The organism is Spirosoma koreense, from assembly GCF_054777875.1.
The window spans coordinates 130,021-147,227 of record NZ_BAAHAC010000029.1 but is presented as its reverse complement, the minus strand read 5'-3'; the positions used below and the strand labels follow the sequence as shown (position 1 = coordinate 147,227).

16 protein-coding genes are annotated in these 17,207 nt (G+C 52.0%); 9 read left to right on the top strand and 7 right to left on the bottom strand.

Annotation, left to right across the window (positions count from 1 at the left end; all coding sequences use genetic code 11):
* Positions 1–198 precede the first annotated feature (198 nt).
* Positions 199–1,566 carry an oxygen-independent coproporphyrinogen III oxidase gene (gene hemN, locus ACYVC2_RS28420; protein WP_461108357.1) on the top strand — a complete coding sequence of 456 codons (1,368 nt, stop codon included), beginning with the start codon at positions 199–201 and terminating at the stop codon, positions 1,564–1,566.
* 2 nt (positions 1,567–1,568) lie between these two features.
* Here hemN and ACYVC2_RS28415 read toward each other — a convergent pair whose 3' ends face one another.
* From ACYVC2_RS28415 to aat, 5 genes are all read right to left on the bottom strand, one after another.
* Positions 1,569–2,819, bottom strand: coding sequence for a glutamate-5-semialdehyde dehydrogenase (locus ACYVC2_RS28415; RefSeq protein ID WP_461108355.1), 1,251 nt, complete (start codon positions 2,817–2,819; stop codon positions 1,569–1,571).
* Between the two features lie 4 nt (positions 2,820–2,823).
* Positions 2,824–3,108 carry a toxin-antitoxin system TumE family protein gene (locus ACYVC2_RS28410; protein WP_461108353.1) on the bottom strand — a complete coding sequence of 95 codons (285 nt, stop codon included), beginning with the start codon at positions 3,106–3,108 and terminating at the stop codon, positions 2,824–2,826.
* Between the two features lie 92 nt (positions 3,109–3,200).
* On the bottom strand, positions 3,201–3,383 hold the full coding sequence (locus tag ACYVC2_RS28405; RefSeq protein ID WP_461108351.1) for a hypothetical protein: 183 nt from the start codon (positions 3,381–3,383) through the stop codon (positions 3,201–3,203).
* Positions 3,384–3,511: 128 nt separating this feature from the next.
* Positions 3,512–4,546, bottom strand: a complete 1,035-nt coding sequence (gene proB, locus ACYVC2_RS28400) for a glutamate 5-kinase (protein ID WP_461108349.1) — start codon at positions 4,544–4,546, stop codon at positions 3,512–3,514.
* Between the two features lie 68 nt (positions 4,547–4,614).
* Positions 4,615–5,235, bottom strand: coding sequence for a leucyl/phenylalanyl-tRNA--protein transferase (gene aat, locus ACYVC2_RS28395; protein WP_461108347.1), 621 nt, complete (start codon positions 5,233–5,235; stop codon positions 4,615–4,617).
* A gap of 221 nt (positions 5,236–5,456) precedes the next feature.
* On the opposite strand from aat, the gene ACYVC2_RS28390 reads away from it, so the two are divergent.
* From ACYVC2_RS28390 to ACYVC2_RS28365, 6 genes are all read left to right on the top strand, one after another.
* The gene (locus ACYVC2_RS28390) at positions 5,457–5,987 is read left to right on the top strand and encodes a hypothetical protein (protein WP_461108345.1); all 531 of its coding nucleotides are present in this window, start codon (positions 5,457–5,459) and stop codon (positions 5,985–5,987) included.
* A gap of 385 nt (positions 5,988–6,372) precedes the next feature.
* Positions 6,373–8,397, top strand: a complete 2,025-nt coding sequence (locus tag ACYVC2_RS28385) for a transglutaminase domain-containing protein (protein WP_461108343.1) — start codon at positions 6,373–6,375, stop codon at positions 8,395–8,397.
* A gap of 58 nt (positions 8,398–8,455) precedes the next feature.
* Positions 8,456–10,444: a DUF3857 domain-containing protein gene (locus ACYVC2_RS28380; RefSeq protein WP_461108341.1), complete on the top strand. Its 1,989-nt coding sequence runs from the start codon at positions 8,456–8,458 to the stop codon at positions 10,442–10,444.
* Positions 10,445–10,456: 12 nt separating this feature from the next.
* Complete coding sequence (locus ACYVC2_RS28375; RefSeq protein WP_461108339.1) at positions 10,457–12,367, top strand: DUF3857 domain-containing protein; 1,911 nt, start codon at positions 10,457–10,459, stop codon at positions 12,365–12,367.
* A 53-nt stretch (positions 12,368–12,420) separates the two neighbouring features.
* The gene (locus tag ACYVC2_RS28370; RefSeq protein ID WP_461108337.1) at positions 12,421–13,035 is read left to right on the top strand and encodes a hypothetical protein; all 615 of its coding nucleotides are present in this window, start codon (positions 12,421–12,423) and stop codon (positions 13,033–13,035) included.
* Between the two features lie 128 nt (positions 13,036–13,163).
* Positions 13,164–14,192: a DUF6807 domain-containing protein gene (locus tag ACYVC2_RS28365; protein ID WP_461108335.1), complete on the top strand. Its 1,029-nt coding sequence runs from the start codon at positions 13,164–13,166 to the stop codon at positions 14,190–14,192.
* A 31-nt stretch (positions 14,193–14,223) separates the two neighbouring features.
* On the opposite strand, the gene ACYVC2_RS28360 is transcribed toward ACYVC2_RS28365, so the two are convergent.
* Entirely contained in the window at positions 14,224–14,625 is a 402-nt protein-coding gene (locus ACYVC2_RS28360; RefSeq protein WP_461108333.1) for a hypothetical protein, read from the bottom strand.
* A gap of 336 nt (positions 14,626–14,961) precedes the next feature.
* Between ACYVC2_RS28360 and ACYVC2_RS28355 the strand changes: the two genes are divergently transcribed.
* Positions 14,962–15,654 carry a type 1 glutamine amidotransferase domain-containing protein gene (locus tag ACYVC2_RS28355; RefSeq protein WP_461108331.1) on the top strand — a complete coding sequence of 231 codons (693 nt, stop codon included), beginning with the start codon at positions 14,962–14,964 and terminating at the stop codon, positions 15,652–15,654.
* Positions 15,655–15,705: 51 nt separating this feature from the next.
* Here ACYVC2_RS28355 and rfbC read toward each other — a convergent pair whose 3' ends face one another.
* Entirely contained in the window at positions 15,706–16,251 is a 546-nt protein-coding gene (gene rfbC / locus ACYVC2_RS28350; protein ID WP_461108329.1) for a dTDP-4-dehydrorhamnose 3,5-epimerase, read from the bottom strand.
* Between the two features lie 110 nt (positions 16,252–16,361).
* Between rfbC and pyrF the strand changes: the two genes are divergently transcribed.
* A complete protein-coding gene (gene pyrF / locus ACYVC2_RS28345) occupies positions 16,362–17,201 on the top strand; it encodes an orotidine-5'-phosphate decarboxylase (RefSeq protein ID WP_461108327.1) in 840 nt (279 codons plus the stop codon).
* Positions 17,202–17,207 lie beyond the last annotated feature (6 nt).

The following is a 17,207-nucleotide window of genomic DNA, read 5'->3' as shown; positions in this document are numbered from 1 at the left end:
GATGGCCGGTCACTTGTCTTCTGATAATCATCAGCCCCCTGCCTGATTCGGGTCAGGCTTTTTCTGTATTAATCGACTCATTTTTGTGGGGTCAATGGCGTAGGGGTAAGTGCATAGGGTATAGGGTACGGGGTTATAGCGATAAATCCTCCGCCCTACCCCCATGCCCTCTGCCCTTACCCCTCTGCCCTTACCCCCATGCCACAAAACGCGCTCATTCAGAAATATAACGTTCCCGGACCACGCTATACCAGTTATCCGACGGTGCCATTCTGGGATGAAACCACCTTTAGCGAAGCGGCCTGGGTGCATAACCTGCGTCGGGCCTTTGCAGTCAGTAATGCGACGACCGGAATCAGTCTGTACATCCATCTGCCTTATTGCGAAAGCCTTTGCACCTTCTGCGGCTGTACGAAGCGAATCACCCGCAACCACGGCGTCGAAGGGCCGTACATCGATGCGCTCCTGACCGAGTGGAATCTTTACTGCGATCTGCTGCCCGAGCGGCCCCGTATCGCTGAGTTGCACTTAGGCGGGGGCACACCCAGCTTCTTTACCTCTCAACAACTTGAGCGATTACTTGGCGGAATTTTTAACCGGGCTATCCCGACCGAATCACCGGATTACGGCTGGGAAGGACATCCGAACAACACAACCCGCGAACACCTGGAGATTCTGTACAACAGGGGTTTCCGGCGGGTGAGTTTTGGGGTTCAGGATTATGACCCAGTCGTGCAGCGGGCCATTCACCGGCTTCAGCCATTGGCCAATGTGCGGCAGGTTACTGAGTGGGCGCGACAGCTGGGCTACACCTCCATCAGCCACGATCTGGTGTTCGGCTTGCCGTTTCAGACCCCGGAGTCAATCCAGGATACGATCTTTAAAACCCTGACTCTGTACCCCGACCGGATTGCGTTTTACTCGTACGCGCACGTACCCTGGCTCAAAGGCAACGGCCAGCGGGGCTTCCGGGATGATGATTTGCCGTCTGGCGAACAAAAGCGAGTGCTGTATGAGACGGGGCGTGAAGTGCTGGAACAGGCGGGGTATGTCGAGATCGGAATGGATCATTTTGCCCGGACGCACGATCCGCTTTATCAGGCCATGCTAACCGGCCAGCTCCACCGGAATTTTATGGGGTATACGACAGCGCAGACGCGGGTGCTGCTCGGCCTGGGAGCCTCCTCTATCAGCGATGTATGGACAGCGTTTGCGCAGAATGAAAAAGACGTCGATCAATACCTGAACCGGGTATTATCGGGCGGATTGCCCTTGCTGCGTGGTCACGTGCTCGACGATCAGGACCAGTTTCTGCGCCGACAGATTCTGAATATCATGTGCCAGGGTGAAACCCACTGGCATCTGGGTAGTTGGTCGAAAGGGGAGTGGGAGATGCTAAGCGCCCGGCTCGAATCGTTCTGGCTTGATGGGCTGCTGGATTTCGATGCCGAAGGTTTACGCGTTTGTCCGGAAGGTCGCCCGTTTCTACGAAATATTTGTATGGCCTTCGACGAGCGCCTGAATTACGCTCAGCCGAAGACCCGGTTATTTTCGCAGACCGTGTAGACTTACCAGCGCACCTGGCCATCGCCGACCACAATCCATTTTTCGGTGACTAACTTTTCGAGGGCGAAGGGCCCGCGGGCGTGTAGTTTCTGGGTTGATATACCGATTTCGGCACCGAGCCCAAACACGCCACCGTCCGTGAAACGGGTCGAGGCATTGGCGTATACCGCAGCCGCATCTACTTCCCGTAGAAACTGGTCGATCAATGCCTGATCCTGCGACAGAATCGCTTCGGAGTGCCGTGAGGAGTAAGCCTGAATATGCGACAGGGCTTCGTCCAGACCGGCAACCACTTTTACCGCACATTTATAATCCAGAAACTCACGGCCGAAATCTTCGGGTTGTGCTGGTTGCAGGTTCGTATAGCCCGCTTTCTCGAAGATGGTAAAAGCCGGTTCGTCGGCAAACACTTCTACGTTCCACTTAGCGAAGTCGGCGGTGAGCATGGGCAGAAAACGCTCGGCAATGGCTTCATCGACCAGCACACAGTCGAGGGAGTTACAAACCGACGGGCGCGAAACCCGGGCGTTGACCACAATAGCCACGGCTTTGGCCAGATCCGCCGAGGTTTCTACGTAGGCGTGGCACACTCCCGCACCGGTTTCGATGGTGGGTACCAGCGAATTCTTCCGCACAAACTGAATCAGCGAGTCCGAGCCGCGGGGGATGATGATATCGACGTAGCGGGTAGCTGTCAGCAATTCGTTTACGACGGCCCGATCGGGGGGGAGCAGGGTAACAGCCGCTTTCGGAACCCCAAAATCGTTCAGCACATCCTGAATCAGACCGACCAGATACCGGTTTGAGGCATCGGCTTCTTTGCCGCCTTTCAGCACGCAGGCATTGCCCGAGCGCAGACACAGCGACGCTACATCGACCGTCACGTTTGGACGCGCTTCGTAGATAACCCCTACCACCCCCAGCGGCACGGCGATTTTTTTGAGCTTCAGCCCCTGCTCGATCGTGCGCTCCAGCATCACTTCACCCGCCGGATCAGGCAGGACGGCTACCTCACGCAGACTTTTGGCTAAATCCGTTATCCGGCTCTCCGTTAGCTTCAACCGATCGTATTTCGGATCGGTAGTGGGCATCCGGTCGAGGTCTTTCTGGTTTTCGGCCATAATCTCGGCTGTATGCGCGGTCAGCACATCGGCGAGTCGGTTGAGCAGATCGGTTTTCTGAGCCGGGCTCAACCGACGAACGACGGCTGCGGCCTGCTGCGTAGCCTGAAGGAGCGGAGTGATGGGTGTCATAGAATTAAGTTGTTAGCTGAGTCTGGATGTATGTCAACACTTCTGTCAGCGTAATATCAACACTATCGGTTACCACTTCCGATCCACTACGGTAATCATGTCTGTGGTGTGGAAAGGAAGTAAGTTTGGGAAAGTGCGGAGCATTGTCCCAACGCATCAGCCATAGGTTGTGCGCTGTTTGCCACTGAAATGCGTAATTTCGAATGGATTCGTCAATGTACTCCTTTGTGTAAAGCACGGAACTGTCTGTCAGAACGATCTTCAATTTCAGAAATGTGGCATCGTCCATTTCATAATAATCCAACACGTCGTAGCTTATTACAAGCGAATGGTTCGTCAGCCAATCTAAGAAATTCATCTGTTCTCGAAAAAAGGCATCTGTTAGTCGATGAGTTCGATGTTGCCATTCTTAACGTCCTGAATCTTCCTGTCTATTCGGATTAGAAACTCCTGGGCTGCTTTCCATTCAATATAGTCGTCCCACTCCTCATAAACTTCATCTCCTCTATTGTCGAAGCGTTGGGCAAATGATTCAAGCGGCATGCCGTATTTTCGCTCGTACATAGTGAGCGTATCCTGAAAGCGATGCTTTTTTGATAAGTAATCAAATAGTATCCACTGTTGCACGGACTGTTTTGTTACCTGTACCATACCGGATTGTGTCAAAAGTAGAACTGAGCATCGGAACTGATTTACAAAAGTACAATATCATTGGCATTGGCCACCTCGACGTTCTGTTGATTCAACTGCTGCGCCAAGGTTTCCGACGAAACCCGGACGCGGGCTACGGCCACCGGATTCTGAAGCTCATCGACAATTTCGATCATTTCGCCCGTCGAAAACTCGCCCAGGATTGTCCGGATACCCACCGCCAGTAAGCTCCGCCGTTGCTGTAACGCCCGAACGGCCCCCTGGTCGATTTGTATCCGCCCGACTACCAGACTACCACTGGCCAGCCAGCGATTCCGGGCCGATAAGGCCGACGATTGCGGAACGAATTCGGTACCGGTTTCGCCCCGTAACGCCCGACCGAGGCTATCGGGTTCATTCAGCCCGAAAATAACCACCCGAATGCCCATGCGGGTCGCTAGTTTGGCAAAAGTCAGTTTAGACGCCATACCACCCAGACCCAACGAGGATTTGTCGGTCCGAACCACGCCGAACACGCGTTCGTCGAAGTCGTTCACCTGGCGGATGATCTGACCAGTTGCATCCAGCAGGCCACCTACGGATGTGCAGAGCATCATGGCTTCGGCCCCGAAACCGACCGCGATCAGTGTAGCCAGTTCGTCGTTGTCAGAAAATTTCAGTTCCCGGTTGCTCACCACGTCGTTTTCGTTCGCGATGGGAATCAGGTCGTTGGCCCACAGTTCTTCGTAGGTTTGCTTTAGTTGCAGAAACTGGTCCCGGTTGGCAAAATGATGGCGTTCGCACAGACTCTGGGCAATGGAAATTCCGTAGATAGCGAAGAAACGGGAGTACTGATTGAGTAACAGCAGATTACCGACCGCAGCGGCCGCTTTGCGCTGCGTGATGTCACCTTTATAGTCGTGAATCAAAGCCTTGCCAGCACCCACCGCTCCCGACGAAACCAGCACGATGCGGTAATGTGGGTGCAACGCTGCAACCTGCCGGGCAATGTCGACCATAATTGGCTCGTTGGGTTCGCCGGTTGGCTTTGTAATGGAAGCGGTACCAAACTTAAGAACAAGAACAGGCTTGGGCATGGGAACGAATTGGCAGATACAGGCGGCAAAAGTAATCAGTTACCCGTATTTATCGGGTAGCTGGCGCGCTAATCCCGTTCAACTGACCAGCGTCGAGTAGGTTCTGCAAACCGGGCTTTGTGACGAAGGGCTACCTTGAGCTGCCGGAGGTAATCGGCTTTCGGAATTTCGATCGCGCCAAACCGCCGGACATTGTCGTTGATAAACTGCGTGTCCAGCAGCGTGTACTGCTGTTGGCGAAGAATCTCGATCAGGTAATGAAACGCCACTTTTGAGGCATTGCTGACCTGGTGAAACATGGATTCTCCGAAAAAAGCCGAGCCCAGCGACACGCCATATAACCCGCCCACCAACCGGTCGTCTACGTACGTTTCCACGCTGTGGGCCAGCCCCATCTGATGCAGGCTGGTATAAGCTTCGATGATTTCGTCCGAAATCCAGACGCTGTCGTCTTCCGAGCGCGGTTTGGAACAGCCCTGCATGACTTCCCGGAAGGCCGTATCGATCCGGATCTCAAACTGATTTTTATTCAGCACCGGCCGGAGCGATTTGGCCGGTTTGTAGGTGTGAATCGGGATCACCGCCCGTGGGTCCGGCGCGTACCAGTACAGCGTACCATCGGTATCGGCCATGGGAAAAATGCCGTTGATGTACCCATAAATCAGGTCGTCGGCGGTTAACTTATCCATGGAACTGTGCAGTGAGTGACAGCAAAGATAAAAAAAACAGCCAATAATCGACGGCGTCGGGCGCGTAGCCGACTGGCTGTAAGTCGAATAGTTGGTGAAGAATTGGTCCGGACCAAACCGGATGCGTGACGAAAACCGCTTTTCCCGTCTATGCAATAATTCAAACGGATGAGGTTCGGTGCCTGATCCGATTTGACTTAGTTCACCAATTTATACAAGTCATGAAAAAAGTAATTCTTAGTCTCTTATTGACGGTAGCAGGACTGGTCGGCGCACAGGCTCAAAGCAATACGCTACTGGTTTATGGAAGTGTTGGGTTCGACTCACAAAAGGTTAGTGGCGGTACCGTCAGCAGCTACAACGTATCGCCCGCGGTCGGGTACCAGTGGAATGATAACTGGACGGCAGGCGTCAACCTGGACATTGCGGGTAGCAAAACGGTTTCCAGCTCGACAACCTCGACGGTATCGGTTGGGCCATTCATCCGTTATACGCAGCCACTGGCCGGTATTTTTGCGATTTATGGTCAGTTCAATGCGAACGTACTGGGTGGGCATGCGAGCGGTTTTCAGGGAACATTTTTCCCCGCCATTGGCGTCAACCTGAAAAATAGCTTTGCGCTTAACTTTTCATTTGGCTCCCTGAGTTTCTCGTCACAGAAAATCGATGGCGTATCGGCCAATGCCTTTCACCTGGGTTTTGGCAGTGGTGCCGGGTTCGGTATCTCCAAAAACTTCGGCCTGAAAAAGTAATCTTACCGAATCGTTAGTAGCGGTCGATTGATTGGTACGTCTGCCAAAGTAAGTATATGCTTTGGCAGACGTATTTTGTTGAGCGGTTCATCAAAATAACTACCGAAAAGACAGCCGGTCGATGTAGATAGAAATCAAACTACGATCCGCCTGAAAAACGACTGCTTTTTTCGAATGAATTATCGATGATGCCTGCGACTAAACAGGCGGCTTGACTTGTATATCGGGAGGGAATACGAGCCAACATATGACCTCTTAGTCAATAACTGGATGATGATATGAAAATCAGCTCGACTGATCGAATAGCGTGCGCAAATAATGTATACTTTTGAAAAGCGTAGGCTCTACCAGACCATTATATTGTAAAAATTAGTACCCACCGTTCATGCTTCCTGCTTCATTCTGTCAGCGCCTTTGGGTGCTGATTGTTCTCTGCTTTCTGAGTGGCACAGCGCTTTTATTTGCTCAGAAAACAACCCCTACCGCTCCAGCTATTACGTTCGGTAAAATCACGCCCGACCAGTTTTCGGTTCAGCAGGCAGATTCTTCCGCAGAAGCCGTCGTGTTGTATGCCTATGGCAGCGTAAATTTTGAAGAGAACGCGGGCGATTTGTGGATGAACTTTACACACCATGTCCGCACGAAAATCAATAAGAAATCGGCCTACGAACGGTCAGTAATTGAATTGCCGATTTGGCGGGGGAGCGCAGGTCAGCACGAGTACATCACGGAGTTCGACGGGTATACCTACAATAACGTTAAGGGCGATGTAACGATCGACCGACTAGCGAAATCCGGCCATTTTACAGAGAAAGTTTCCGACAATTATTCACTTGAGAAATACACCCTGCCCAACGTCCGGGAGGGAGCCATCATTGAATATAAGTATACGCTTCGGACGCCGTTTAGCGTAAACTACAACCCGCGTACCTGGCGGTTCCAGCAGAATATTCCCGTGAAATGGAGTGAGTATAACATTATCATTCCTGATTATTTTTATTACAAAATCATGCAGAGTGGGTATCTGCAAATGGCCATCAACGAACACAAAGCAACCACCTATGACCTCTACTCCGGTCAGAATGGAGCCTCTGCTACAGCCTACCGGCTGGCCATGAAAGACATTCCGGCGTTTCGGGATGAAGCGTACATCACCACGGACGAGGATTACATGGCCAAGATCGAATTCGAACTGGCCTCATATCAGTCGCCCGGTAGAAAACCTCAGGATTTCTCGGTTACCTGGCCGGGATTGCAGAAAACACTGCTTGAACACAGTGATTTTGGTGGGCAGATCAAGCGAACGGGCTTCTTACGAGAAACGGCCCAGTTATTGAATAGTCAGCAGGCCGATACAATGAGCCGTGTGACAGCCGCTTACGAATACATTCGTCAGTCGATCAAATGGAATAATGAAAACGGGTTGATATCCTCTGACGGTATTAAAAAAGTATTCGACAACAAAAAAGGAAACGCGGCCGATATCAACCTCATGCTGGTTGCGCTGCTGCGGGAAATGGAACTTGACGCCAATCCGGTGATCCTCAGTACCCGAGCCCATGGCCAGATCAGCGAAGAATATCCACTGCTGAAAAAGTTTAATTACGTAGTGGCCCATGTCATGGTTGGCGGGAAAGATCTGCTGCTAGACGCCACTGATCCGTACCTGCCTCTGGGTATGCTACCAGTACATTGCCTGAATGGAAACGGGCGGCTTATCCACGCGACTAAATCACGCTTCATCTCGCTGGCGCCGACCGAACGGGAAACCGTCGTATATACCTGTGCTTTTACAATCGGTGCTGACGGGGATATATCAGGGACACTCCAACTCTCGCACGGTGGCTACAGCGCCCTAAGCGACCGTAAATCCTTCGTCGTTGACGGAAAGACGAAATACCTGGATGGTATCCGGAAGAAACGGCCGGTCTGGCAAATCGAACAGGCGGATTTTTCGGGCGTCGACCTGAAAAGCAAGGCTTTCAACACCGATTATACCATCACCATCCCCGAAGCCTGTGGCCGGGCTGGTGACCGGCTCTACCTGCGCCCCATGCTGACCGAAGGCCACGGTGTTAACCCGTTTAAAGAAGCCGAACGTCTTTATCCGGTTGATTTCGGCATGCAGAAAGAGGAAGTTTTTACGGCGACCTATGCATTACCGGCTGGTTATCAGGTTGAAGAAATGCCAAAACCAGTATCGATGAGCCTGCCGGAAAACGGCGGACGGTTTGTGTACCAAGTATCCCAACTGGCTGACAACAAAATTCAGGTTGTCAGTCGGGTTTTCCTGCGCCGTCCGGTGTATTCGGCGGGTGAGTACGGACCTTTGCGCGAGTTGTTCAGCCGGATTGTGGCCAAACATGCCGAACAGATAGTACTGAAGCGGGGCGAAACCGCCAAAAAATAATCGTCTCTTCCCCACACGTCACTAGTCAATTTCTCTAAAATTTACCTACCCACCATCTATGTCTTCTGCTCCTGTTGCGCATCGGCTTCTGGCGATGATCGTTGCATTTTTCTGTACGGGCGTATCGCTCTCGATGGCTCAGCAAGCCAGTATGGTTGCGCCTATCGTAAAGTTTGGAAGTATTACACCGGCTCAATTTGCGAACACCACGGCTGATTCAACGGCCGAAGCTGTTGTACTTTACGACTACGGAGAGGTCAACTTCGATCTGAATGGTAGTTTAGCGCTGGTGGCTACGTATCACGTGCGGATGCAGATCCGCAAGAAATCAGCGTACGATCGGGCAACGATTCAGATACCGATTCGGCGGGGAACAACGGCTCAACACGAGCAGGTCACTGATTTCGACGGCTATACGTATAACCTCACGAACGGAACCGTGTCGGTCGATCGGCTGGCTAAAACGGGTCATTTCACTGAGAAAGTAACGAATCAGCTGTGGGTCGAAAAATATACATTGCCCAACGTTCGGGAAGGGGCAGTCATCGAGTATAAGTACACCGTTCGTACGCCCTTCAATATTAACAATAACCCTAAGACCTGGCGGTTTCAACAGGATATACCGGTTAACTGGAGTGAATATCGGGTTGCGATCCCGGATTATTTCTACTACAAAGTCTTACAGGGGGGCTATCTGTCGATCAAAGGGAGCGAAAAGAAAATAGCATCGACCGTGGAGTATCGGTTTTCGGTGAAAGACATTCCAGCTTTTCGCAACGAAGCTTACATCACGACAGCGGACGATTATCTGGCTAAAGTCGACTTCGAACTGGCGAGCTACCAACTTCCCGGTCAGATGTTGCGAGTTCTAACGGTCGATTGGGCGGCAATGGATAAAATCCTGCTTGAGGATGCCAGCTTCGGCGGCCAGTTTAAGCGGGCTGGTTTTCTGCGCGAAACGGCTAGATCGCTCCTAAGTCAGCACCCCGACACCTTGGGCCAAATTGCAGCTGCTTATGATTTTGTCAACCATGCCATAAAATGGAACGAAGAGTCGGGTTACTGGTCAGCCAACATCAAAAAGGTATTCGACGATAAAAAAGGCGATGCGGGTGATATGAACCTGATGCTGATTGCCCTGTTGCGGGAAATGGAACTTGATGCCAATCCAGTAATTCTCAGTACCCGCTCTCATGGACGGTTTGATACGTTTTATCCACTGCTGAAAAAGTTTAATTACGTGGTAGCTCACGTGATGGTTGGCGGGAAAGATCTGCTGCTGGACGCTACGGATCCGTATCTGCCCCTGGGTATGCTGCCCATACGGTGTCTGAATGGAGAGGGCCGCCTTGTGCATCCGACCAAACCGCGCTTTATACCTCTGCTTCCGGCCGAGCGGGATGTCGAAATCCACACAGGAACGTTTACCCTAAATGAGGATGGCGAAGTAACCGGTACCCTTCTTCATTCGCATGGAGGCTACAGCGCCTGGAGTACCCGTAAAGAGTTTGCCAGTTCGGGGAAACCAAAATTCATAGAGGCTATTCAGAAAAAGCGACCATCCTGGCAGATCGATAAAGTTGATTTTCCCTCGGCTGAGCTAAAGACCGGGGCGTTTAGTGTAAAGTATACCCTTACCATTCCGGAAGCCAGTACAAAGGCAGGCGATCGGCTTTATCTGCGCCCCATGCTGACAGAAGCTCAGGCGAATAACCCATTCAAGGAGGCCGAGCGACTTTATCCGGTCGATTTAGGAGTGCCCATCGAAGAGATTTTTACGGCTACGTACACGCTTCCGACTGGCTTTCAGGTCGAAGAGTTACCCAAGGCGGTATCGATGACCATTCCTGAAGATGGTGGACGGTTTCTGTATCAGGTATCGGTTAATTCCGCTAACCAGCTTCAGGTAGCCAGTCGGCTTCTTCTGCGCCGGCCGACCTATTCCGCCAGCGAATACAGCGCACTGCGCGAATTGTTCAGCCGGGTTGTGGCCATACAGGCTGAGCAGGTAGTATTGAAACGGGGCGATATCGCCGAAAAGAAATAAGCGGGACATACCATGAAAAACCTTTTTTTACTAACCGTACTGATAAGCCAGCCAGCCTGGGCTCAGGTCGAATACCAGGCGCTGGCACTGACCCCCGCTCTGAAAGATAACGCGCATGCCGTCGTTCGTCGGCACGAAACGACGTTCACTGTTAAGTCGGCGGGAGAGGCAACCCAACGCATCCGCAGTGTGATAACCGTGCTGGATGAACAGGGCGACGATCAGGCTACCCGGAAGGTGTGGTACGATAAATTTTCGAAAGTGACCAATCTGGAGGGAACCCTGTATGACGCGCTGGGGAAACCCATTCGTAAATTGAAAAAGGCCGATATCGACGATTACAGCACCTTTGCCGACTATAATTTTTTCGATGATAATCGGTTTAAATCGGCTACGTTTCCCAAACAGCCGACCTACCCCTATACGGTCGAGTTTATCGAAGAGACCACCGAACGGAATCTGATGTTCTACCCGACCTGGGCTCCCCAGGATGAGCAGCATCTGTCGGTCGAACAGGCTTCGTTTACGGTGAATATGCCGGCAACGCTTGCCCTGCGCTATAAAGAGATGAACCTTCCAGCGCCAGCGATCGTAACGGCTGCTGCCGATGGCGGCAAAACCTATACCTGGAAGCTGTCGAACGTCCCGGCTGTGGAATTCGAGCCGCTGTCGCCCCCGGCGCGGGAACTGCTGCCCATCGTATATACAGCTCCGACTGATTTTGAAGTGCAGGAGTACAAAGGAAAAGTTACGAGTTGGGAAGACATCAGTCGCTTCTACCATCAGTTGAACGACGGTCGCGACCGTATTCCCGATGAACTGCGTCAGCAGGTAATCGAGTTGACCAGTAAGGAAACCACAACGGCCGGGAAGGTAAAGAAACTCTACCGTTTTCTGCAGGAGCAAACGCGCTACGTTGGGGTACAGCTCGGCCTGGGCGGTTGGCAAACTATCGAAGCCGAGAAAGTCGCCGTCAGTAAATACGGCGATTGCAAAGCCCTGACCAATTATACGAAAGCCTTGCTGAAAGCGGCTGGCGTAACGGCTTACCCTGCGCTGGTTCGCGCGGGCGATGATGAACCAGATGTGATGGCCGATTTTCCGAGTTTTCAGTTCAATCACGTCATTTTATGTGTACCCGACGGCCGCGACACGCTCTTTCTGGAATGTACGAGTGGGCACAATCCCGTCGGCTACGTCGGCGATTTTACCGGTAGCCGCCATGCGCTGCTGATTCTGCCACAGGGGGGGCGACTGATACAGACTCCAGCCTACCGCCCGGCCGACAATCTTCAGCAACGGCAGATCACGATCCGGCTGACAGAACAGGGAGATGCTGTAGCCAATGTACGAACGCGTTATACGGGTTTACAGCAGGATAGTTATGCCGACGCGCTGCACCGCCTGAATCGGGACGACATGCGTAGCTGGCTCCTGAAGCGCATACGCATTCCGGCTTTCGAACTAAATACGTATGCGCACACGGAGCAGCCGGGTCCTGTTCCAGCGGTTACTGAAAACCTCGAAATAGCCGTTCGCCGATGGGCAACTACCAGCGGCACCCGGCTCTTTTTACCGCTCAATTTACTGTCGGCCCTATCGCTGGCGAGTCCGCTGACCCAGCCCCGTAAAGCCGCCGTCGAGCTGGGAGCCAGTTACGATTATGAAGACAGCGATACCATTACCTATCAGCTTCCCAACGGCTACCGACCCGAATACAACCTGGAGCCCGTAACCATCGAATCGAAGTTTGGGAAATACACGGCTCAATTGGCCGTCGAAGGCGACCGGGCCGTATACGTTCGGAAGGTGACCATGCATCGGGGACGGTTTCCGGCAGGCGCTTATACCGACTGGGTCGATTTCCGGAAGAAAGTGGCTAAGGCCGACCGGGCGCAGATGGTGTTTGTAAAAAGTAATTAAACCAAACACTTTGCCCGCTGTCGAACGTTATACAGGAACGATTTATGATGATCATGAAAAAAAGACTTGTTTTCGCATTGCTGGCGCTACCCCTTTTGTTTAGCCGGTGTAGTATGAATCAGCAGATTTCGCAGGCGAAGGCGCTGGGCGATTGCCGCTATACGCTTGCCTCAGCCGACAGTATTTACCTGGCCGGTATCGATGTACGCGAATTCCGTAAACTGGACGACCTGAACCTAGGGCGATTTCCCCGGCTGGCTACGGGCCTGCTGACACGCAACGTGCCGCTGGATGCTCGGGTAAACCTCGATATTACGAACCCGACTGGTAAGCTGGCGGGGATTAATCAATTGGAATACAAAGTGTTATTGGCAGGTCAGGAGTTGTTTAACGGATTTCTGAACCAGCGCATCGAAGTGCAGCCTGGTGGAAAAACGCGCGTACCCATCAAGCTCAACACGAATGCGTATCAACTGATCACCGACGCAAAAACCCGGGATGCGTTTACCCAACTGATGCAGAACATGTCAGGAGCGGCCAATACGCAGCCGTCGAAGCTGACGATCAAGATCAAGCCCACGCTGGCACTCGGTAATAAAGCCATAAATTATCCCGGCTACATCACCATCGATCAAGACGTGACCAATAAAATTTTCCTTGGAAATTGATCGAAACGATAACATTTAGGACTCGTATTCAGTAGCATTTCGGTCGCCCCGGCTTTTTTGAGTCGGGGCGATTGCTTTTATTGCCTGCTGAAAAAACGAGATTCTTACGTTTGTTAACCGACTATCTGATGCGCCAGTTTTTTATTGCCTGTCTAGTTGCAGCCGCCACGCTTTCCGCGCAGGCTCAATCGAATATGATTAAGCTTACCCATGATGAAGCGCAGAAACGTGTTACGGTTACGGTCGATGGAAAGCCGTTTACGGCGTACATCTATCCGGGACCAGCGGTTCTGAAAAAACCGGTACTGTACCCCATTGTATCGGCAGGAGGGAACTTCATCACACGGGGCTGGCCGCTCGATCCGCGTCCCGGTGAGCGGGTCGACCATCCGCACCACGTGGGCATGTGGTTCAACTATGGTGATGTAAACGGCCACGACTTCTGGAACAACTCCACTGAAATCGGACCGGAGCACAAAGGTCCTTTCGGAACCATCGTTCATACGGGGGTTAAATCCATGAAAAGCGGTAATGGACAAGCCGAACTGGTCGTAACCGCCGATTGGCTCGATAAAGACAATAAGGTGATGATGCAGGAGACAACAACCTACCAGTTTCAGGCGGGGGCCGGTAGCCGTACCATCAACCGGATTACGACGCTGAAAGCCGCCGGAAACGACGTTGTTTTCAAAGACAACAAAGAAGGTATGGTAGCCCTGCGGATGGCCCGCCAGCTGGAATTACCCTCTACCAAACCGGAAGTGTTTACGGATGCACAGGGCGTTGCGACAAAAGTGCCTGCACTGAATAACGAGGGCGTAACGGGGCAATACCACAGCAGCGAGGGTGTCGAAGGAGATGCCGTTTGGGGTACCCGTGCGCAGTGGATGAAACTGACCGGTAAAGTAGGCAACGAAGCCGTGTCGATTATCCTGATGGATCATCCCAAAAACGTAGGCTACCCAACGTATTGGCATGCCCGGGGCTACGGTCTGTTTGCTGCCAATCCGTTGGCTCCCTCGGTTTTCACCAATGGAAAGACACCGGCTATGAATTATACGCTTCCCGCCGGACAGGCAGTCACGTTTCGCCACCGCCTGCTGATTCAGTCGGGCGAGGTATCGGATGCCAACCTGGCCAAACTGAATAAGTGGTAGGCAGTAGCGGACAGCGACTGTCTAACAGGGGTTAATTCAAATGTACCAACGCCGACCGGTATACGCGGGCTTCCAGCGATTCGAGCCACACCCGCAGGGTTTCGTTCTCGCTGGTGGCTCGCCCAAGTTCGGTATCGATCTGGCGGAGCAGAAAGAGCAACTGATGAACATGCCGCCACTGGGCCGCTAACTGATCTTTCGATTGGTCGGTATTGCACCGGCGGTACTGGTTGGCTTCCTGAGTCAACTGCCGTACACTCATTTTAAGGTGGTATCGCAGCATCATCAACCGGCTGGCCATGGGCAACTCTTTCGGCGTACGCTCCATGTGTGAAATACCTTTGGCCAGCATATTATTGCGTTGCTGAAGCTGATCGGAAACAATCATCCAGGCATGCTCGGCCTGGAGTGATTCAAACTTGACAATGTTCATGGAGGTAAGTACGATACGGTTTGTTAACAAATATAAACACAAACAATTTAACTGGTCAAGTTCTTTGTTTGGCAAATTATAATTTGTTTGCCGGTTATTTGACCAACTATTGGATAACATATATCAGAGAAGGTTTAAGCGGAAAGGTCGTAGTCGGAAAACAAACCGTTTAGTAACAAAAGCCGCCTGAGCGACGTATCAAAAATGGGTCGATGGAGACACAGAGGTTCGTGTCGATCATAGCGAGTTTCGCTAAAACCGGTTATCTTCGCCCCACTTCTCGGTTCATTCCTTACTAAAAAACGCGCTCCTTCCCACTCGGAGACGGCCCTTTGTATGGATCCTATCTATCGTGCGCTCATCGTTTGTACAAATCATACCGATTACCCGACCAAATCGTATAAAACGGGATTGTGGTTGAGCGAGGCTACGCACTTCTACGATGAACTGGCTGACCGGAAACTGCCCTACGACATTGCCAGCCCTAAAGGTGGTTTTGTTCCGATCGATGAGAAGAGCCTGGATCGGCGCGACACGACCAACGAAAAGTGGTACAACGATCCAACCTTTCGCATGAAGCTGGAGAACTCGCTGCTGCTCGATGATATAGATCCGGCAAAATATCAGATTCTGTATCTGGCCGGAGGGCATGGAACGATGTGGGATTTTCCGGATAACATCGCCTTACAGCGTCTGACCCGGGAGATTTACGAAAACAACGGCATGGTTGCCGCCGTCTGTCATGGCGTCAGCGGTTTGCTGAACGTTACCCTGTCCGATGGATCATCACTGATTGCCAACCGGCAACTGACGGGCTACTCGAACATGGAAGAAAAACTGATCCGTCTCGATGAGGAAGTGCCGTTTCTGCTGGAAGATGCGCTCCGTAAAAAGCAGGCGGTGTATCGTAAAAGCCTGATTCCATTCATGCCTTACATCGAAGTGGACGAACGACTGATTACCGGGCAGAACCCGCTGTCGGCTCGCAAAGTAGGTCGAAAGGTAATGGAGGAAATGTATGAGAAGTGATGAACAGAGCGTAACGTGGGTTTCTACCTGCGTTACGCTCTGTTCATCACTTTAGGCTATCGCTTCCGGAAAGATCTCCCGGAACAATTTCAGCTCCTGGTCTTTTTCGGAAATGATCGGGTTTGTTACGCCCCAGTCGATATTCAGGTCGGGGTCGTTCCAGCGAATGCCCGATTCTGATTGTTTGTTATAGATGTTTGTGCATTTGTAACTAAAAACGCTGTCTTCCAGCGCCACGAACCCATGCGCAAACCCCTCGGGGATGTAGGCCATGTTTGCCAGCCGCGCATCCAGCAGAAAGGTTTCGTACTGACCGAACGTTGGCGAATCAGGGCGCAAATCGACGGCAACATCCAGGACCTGCCCGCTGATGACGCGAACTAATTTGCCCTGAGCAAACGGTTCGTTTTGCATGTGTAGCCCCCGCAAAACGCCCTTTACTGAAAAAGACTGGTTATCCTGGACGAACTCCATGGGTAAGCCCAGCGATGCAAAGAGCGGCTTGTTGTACGATTCGAAGAAATGACCGCGTTCATCATCGAAAATTCGCGGAATAAGCTCTACCAAGCCTTCTATGGCTGTTTGCCGAACTTGCATAAGAAAGGTCGTTACGTATATATGGTTGGTCTCACCGACAAATTTATGAAACCGGCACCGTAAGTCGTACTTTTGGAGCAATCATTTTACTTTGTTGTTTCATACGTTAGATGACATACCCGGAATTAACCAGCCAGATTTTTCAGAAGCAATCTTATCTATGCGTCGGATTGGATACTGATCCGCGCAAGTTACCCACTCACCTAGCCAACGAAGCCGATCCTGTATTTGCCTTCAACCGGGCCATTATCGATGCCACGGCCGATCTGGCAGTCGCCTATAAACCAAACATTGCTTTTTACGAAGCGCAGGGGCCGCGCGGCTGGGAGAGCCTTCAGAAAACTCTGGCGTACATTCCGGAAAATTGCTTTACCATCGCCGATGCCAAGCGGGGCGATATTGGCAACACATCGGGCTTGTACGCTCGTACGTTTTTCGACCCGTCAGCTGCTGGTTTGTCGTTCGATTCAGTAACGGTAGCCCCTTACATGGGTCATGACTCAGTCACACCGTTTCTGGAATACAAAGATAAATGGGTGATTCTGCTGGCCCTAACCTCGAATCCGGGCAGTGCCGATTTTCAGCGGCAGTTGATCAATGATCAGGAGCTATTCGAAACGGTGATCACCACCGCGCAGACCTGGGCTAGTCCTGAGCAGCTCATGTTTGTGATCGGCGCAACCCAGGCCGCCGAACTAAGCCGGATTCGGGAAATGGCACCGGATAACTTTTTACTGGTACCGGGCGTGGGCGCACAGGGAGGAAGTCTGGAGGACGTATCCCGACGCGGACTGACTTCGAAAGGAGGCCTGCTGGTCAATGCCTCGCGGAGTATTCTTTATGCTTCGTCGGGTACGGATTTCGCCGACCGGGCCAGGGCCGAAGCCAACGCGCTGCAGCGTGAAATGGCGCAGTACTTACAAGAGCGTCAAGCCGGCCAGCAGATGTAGTCTGGC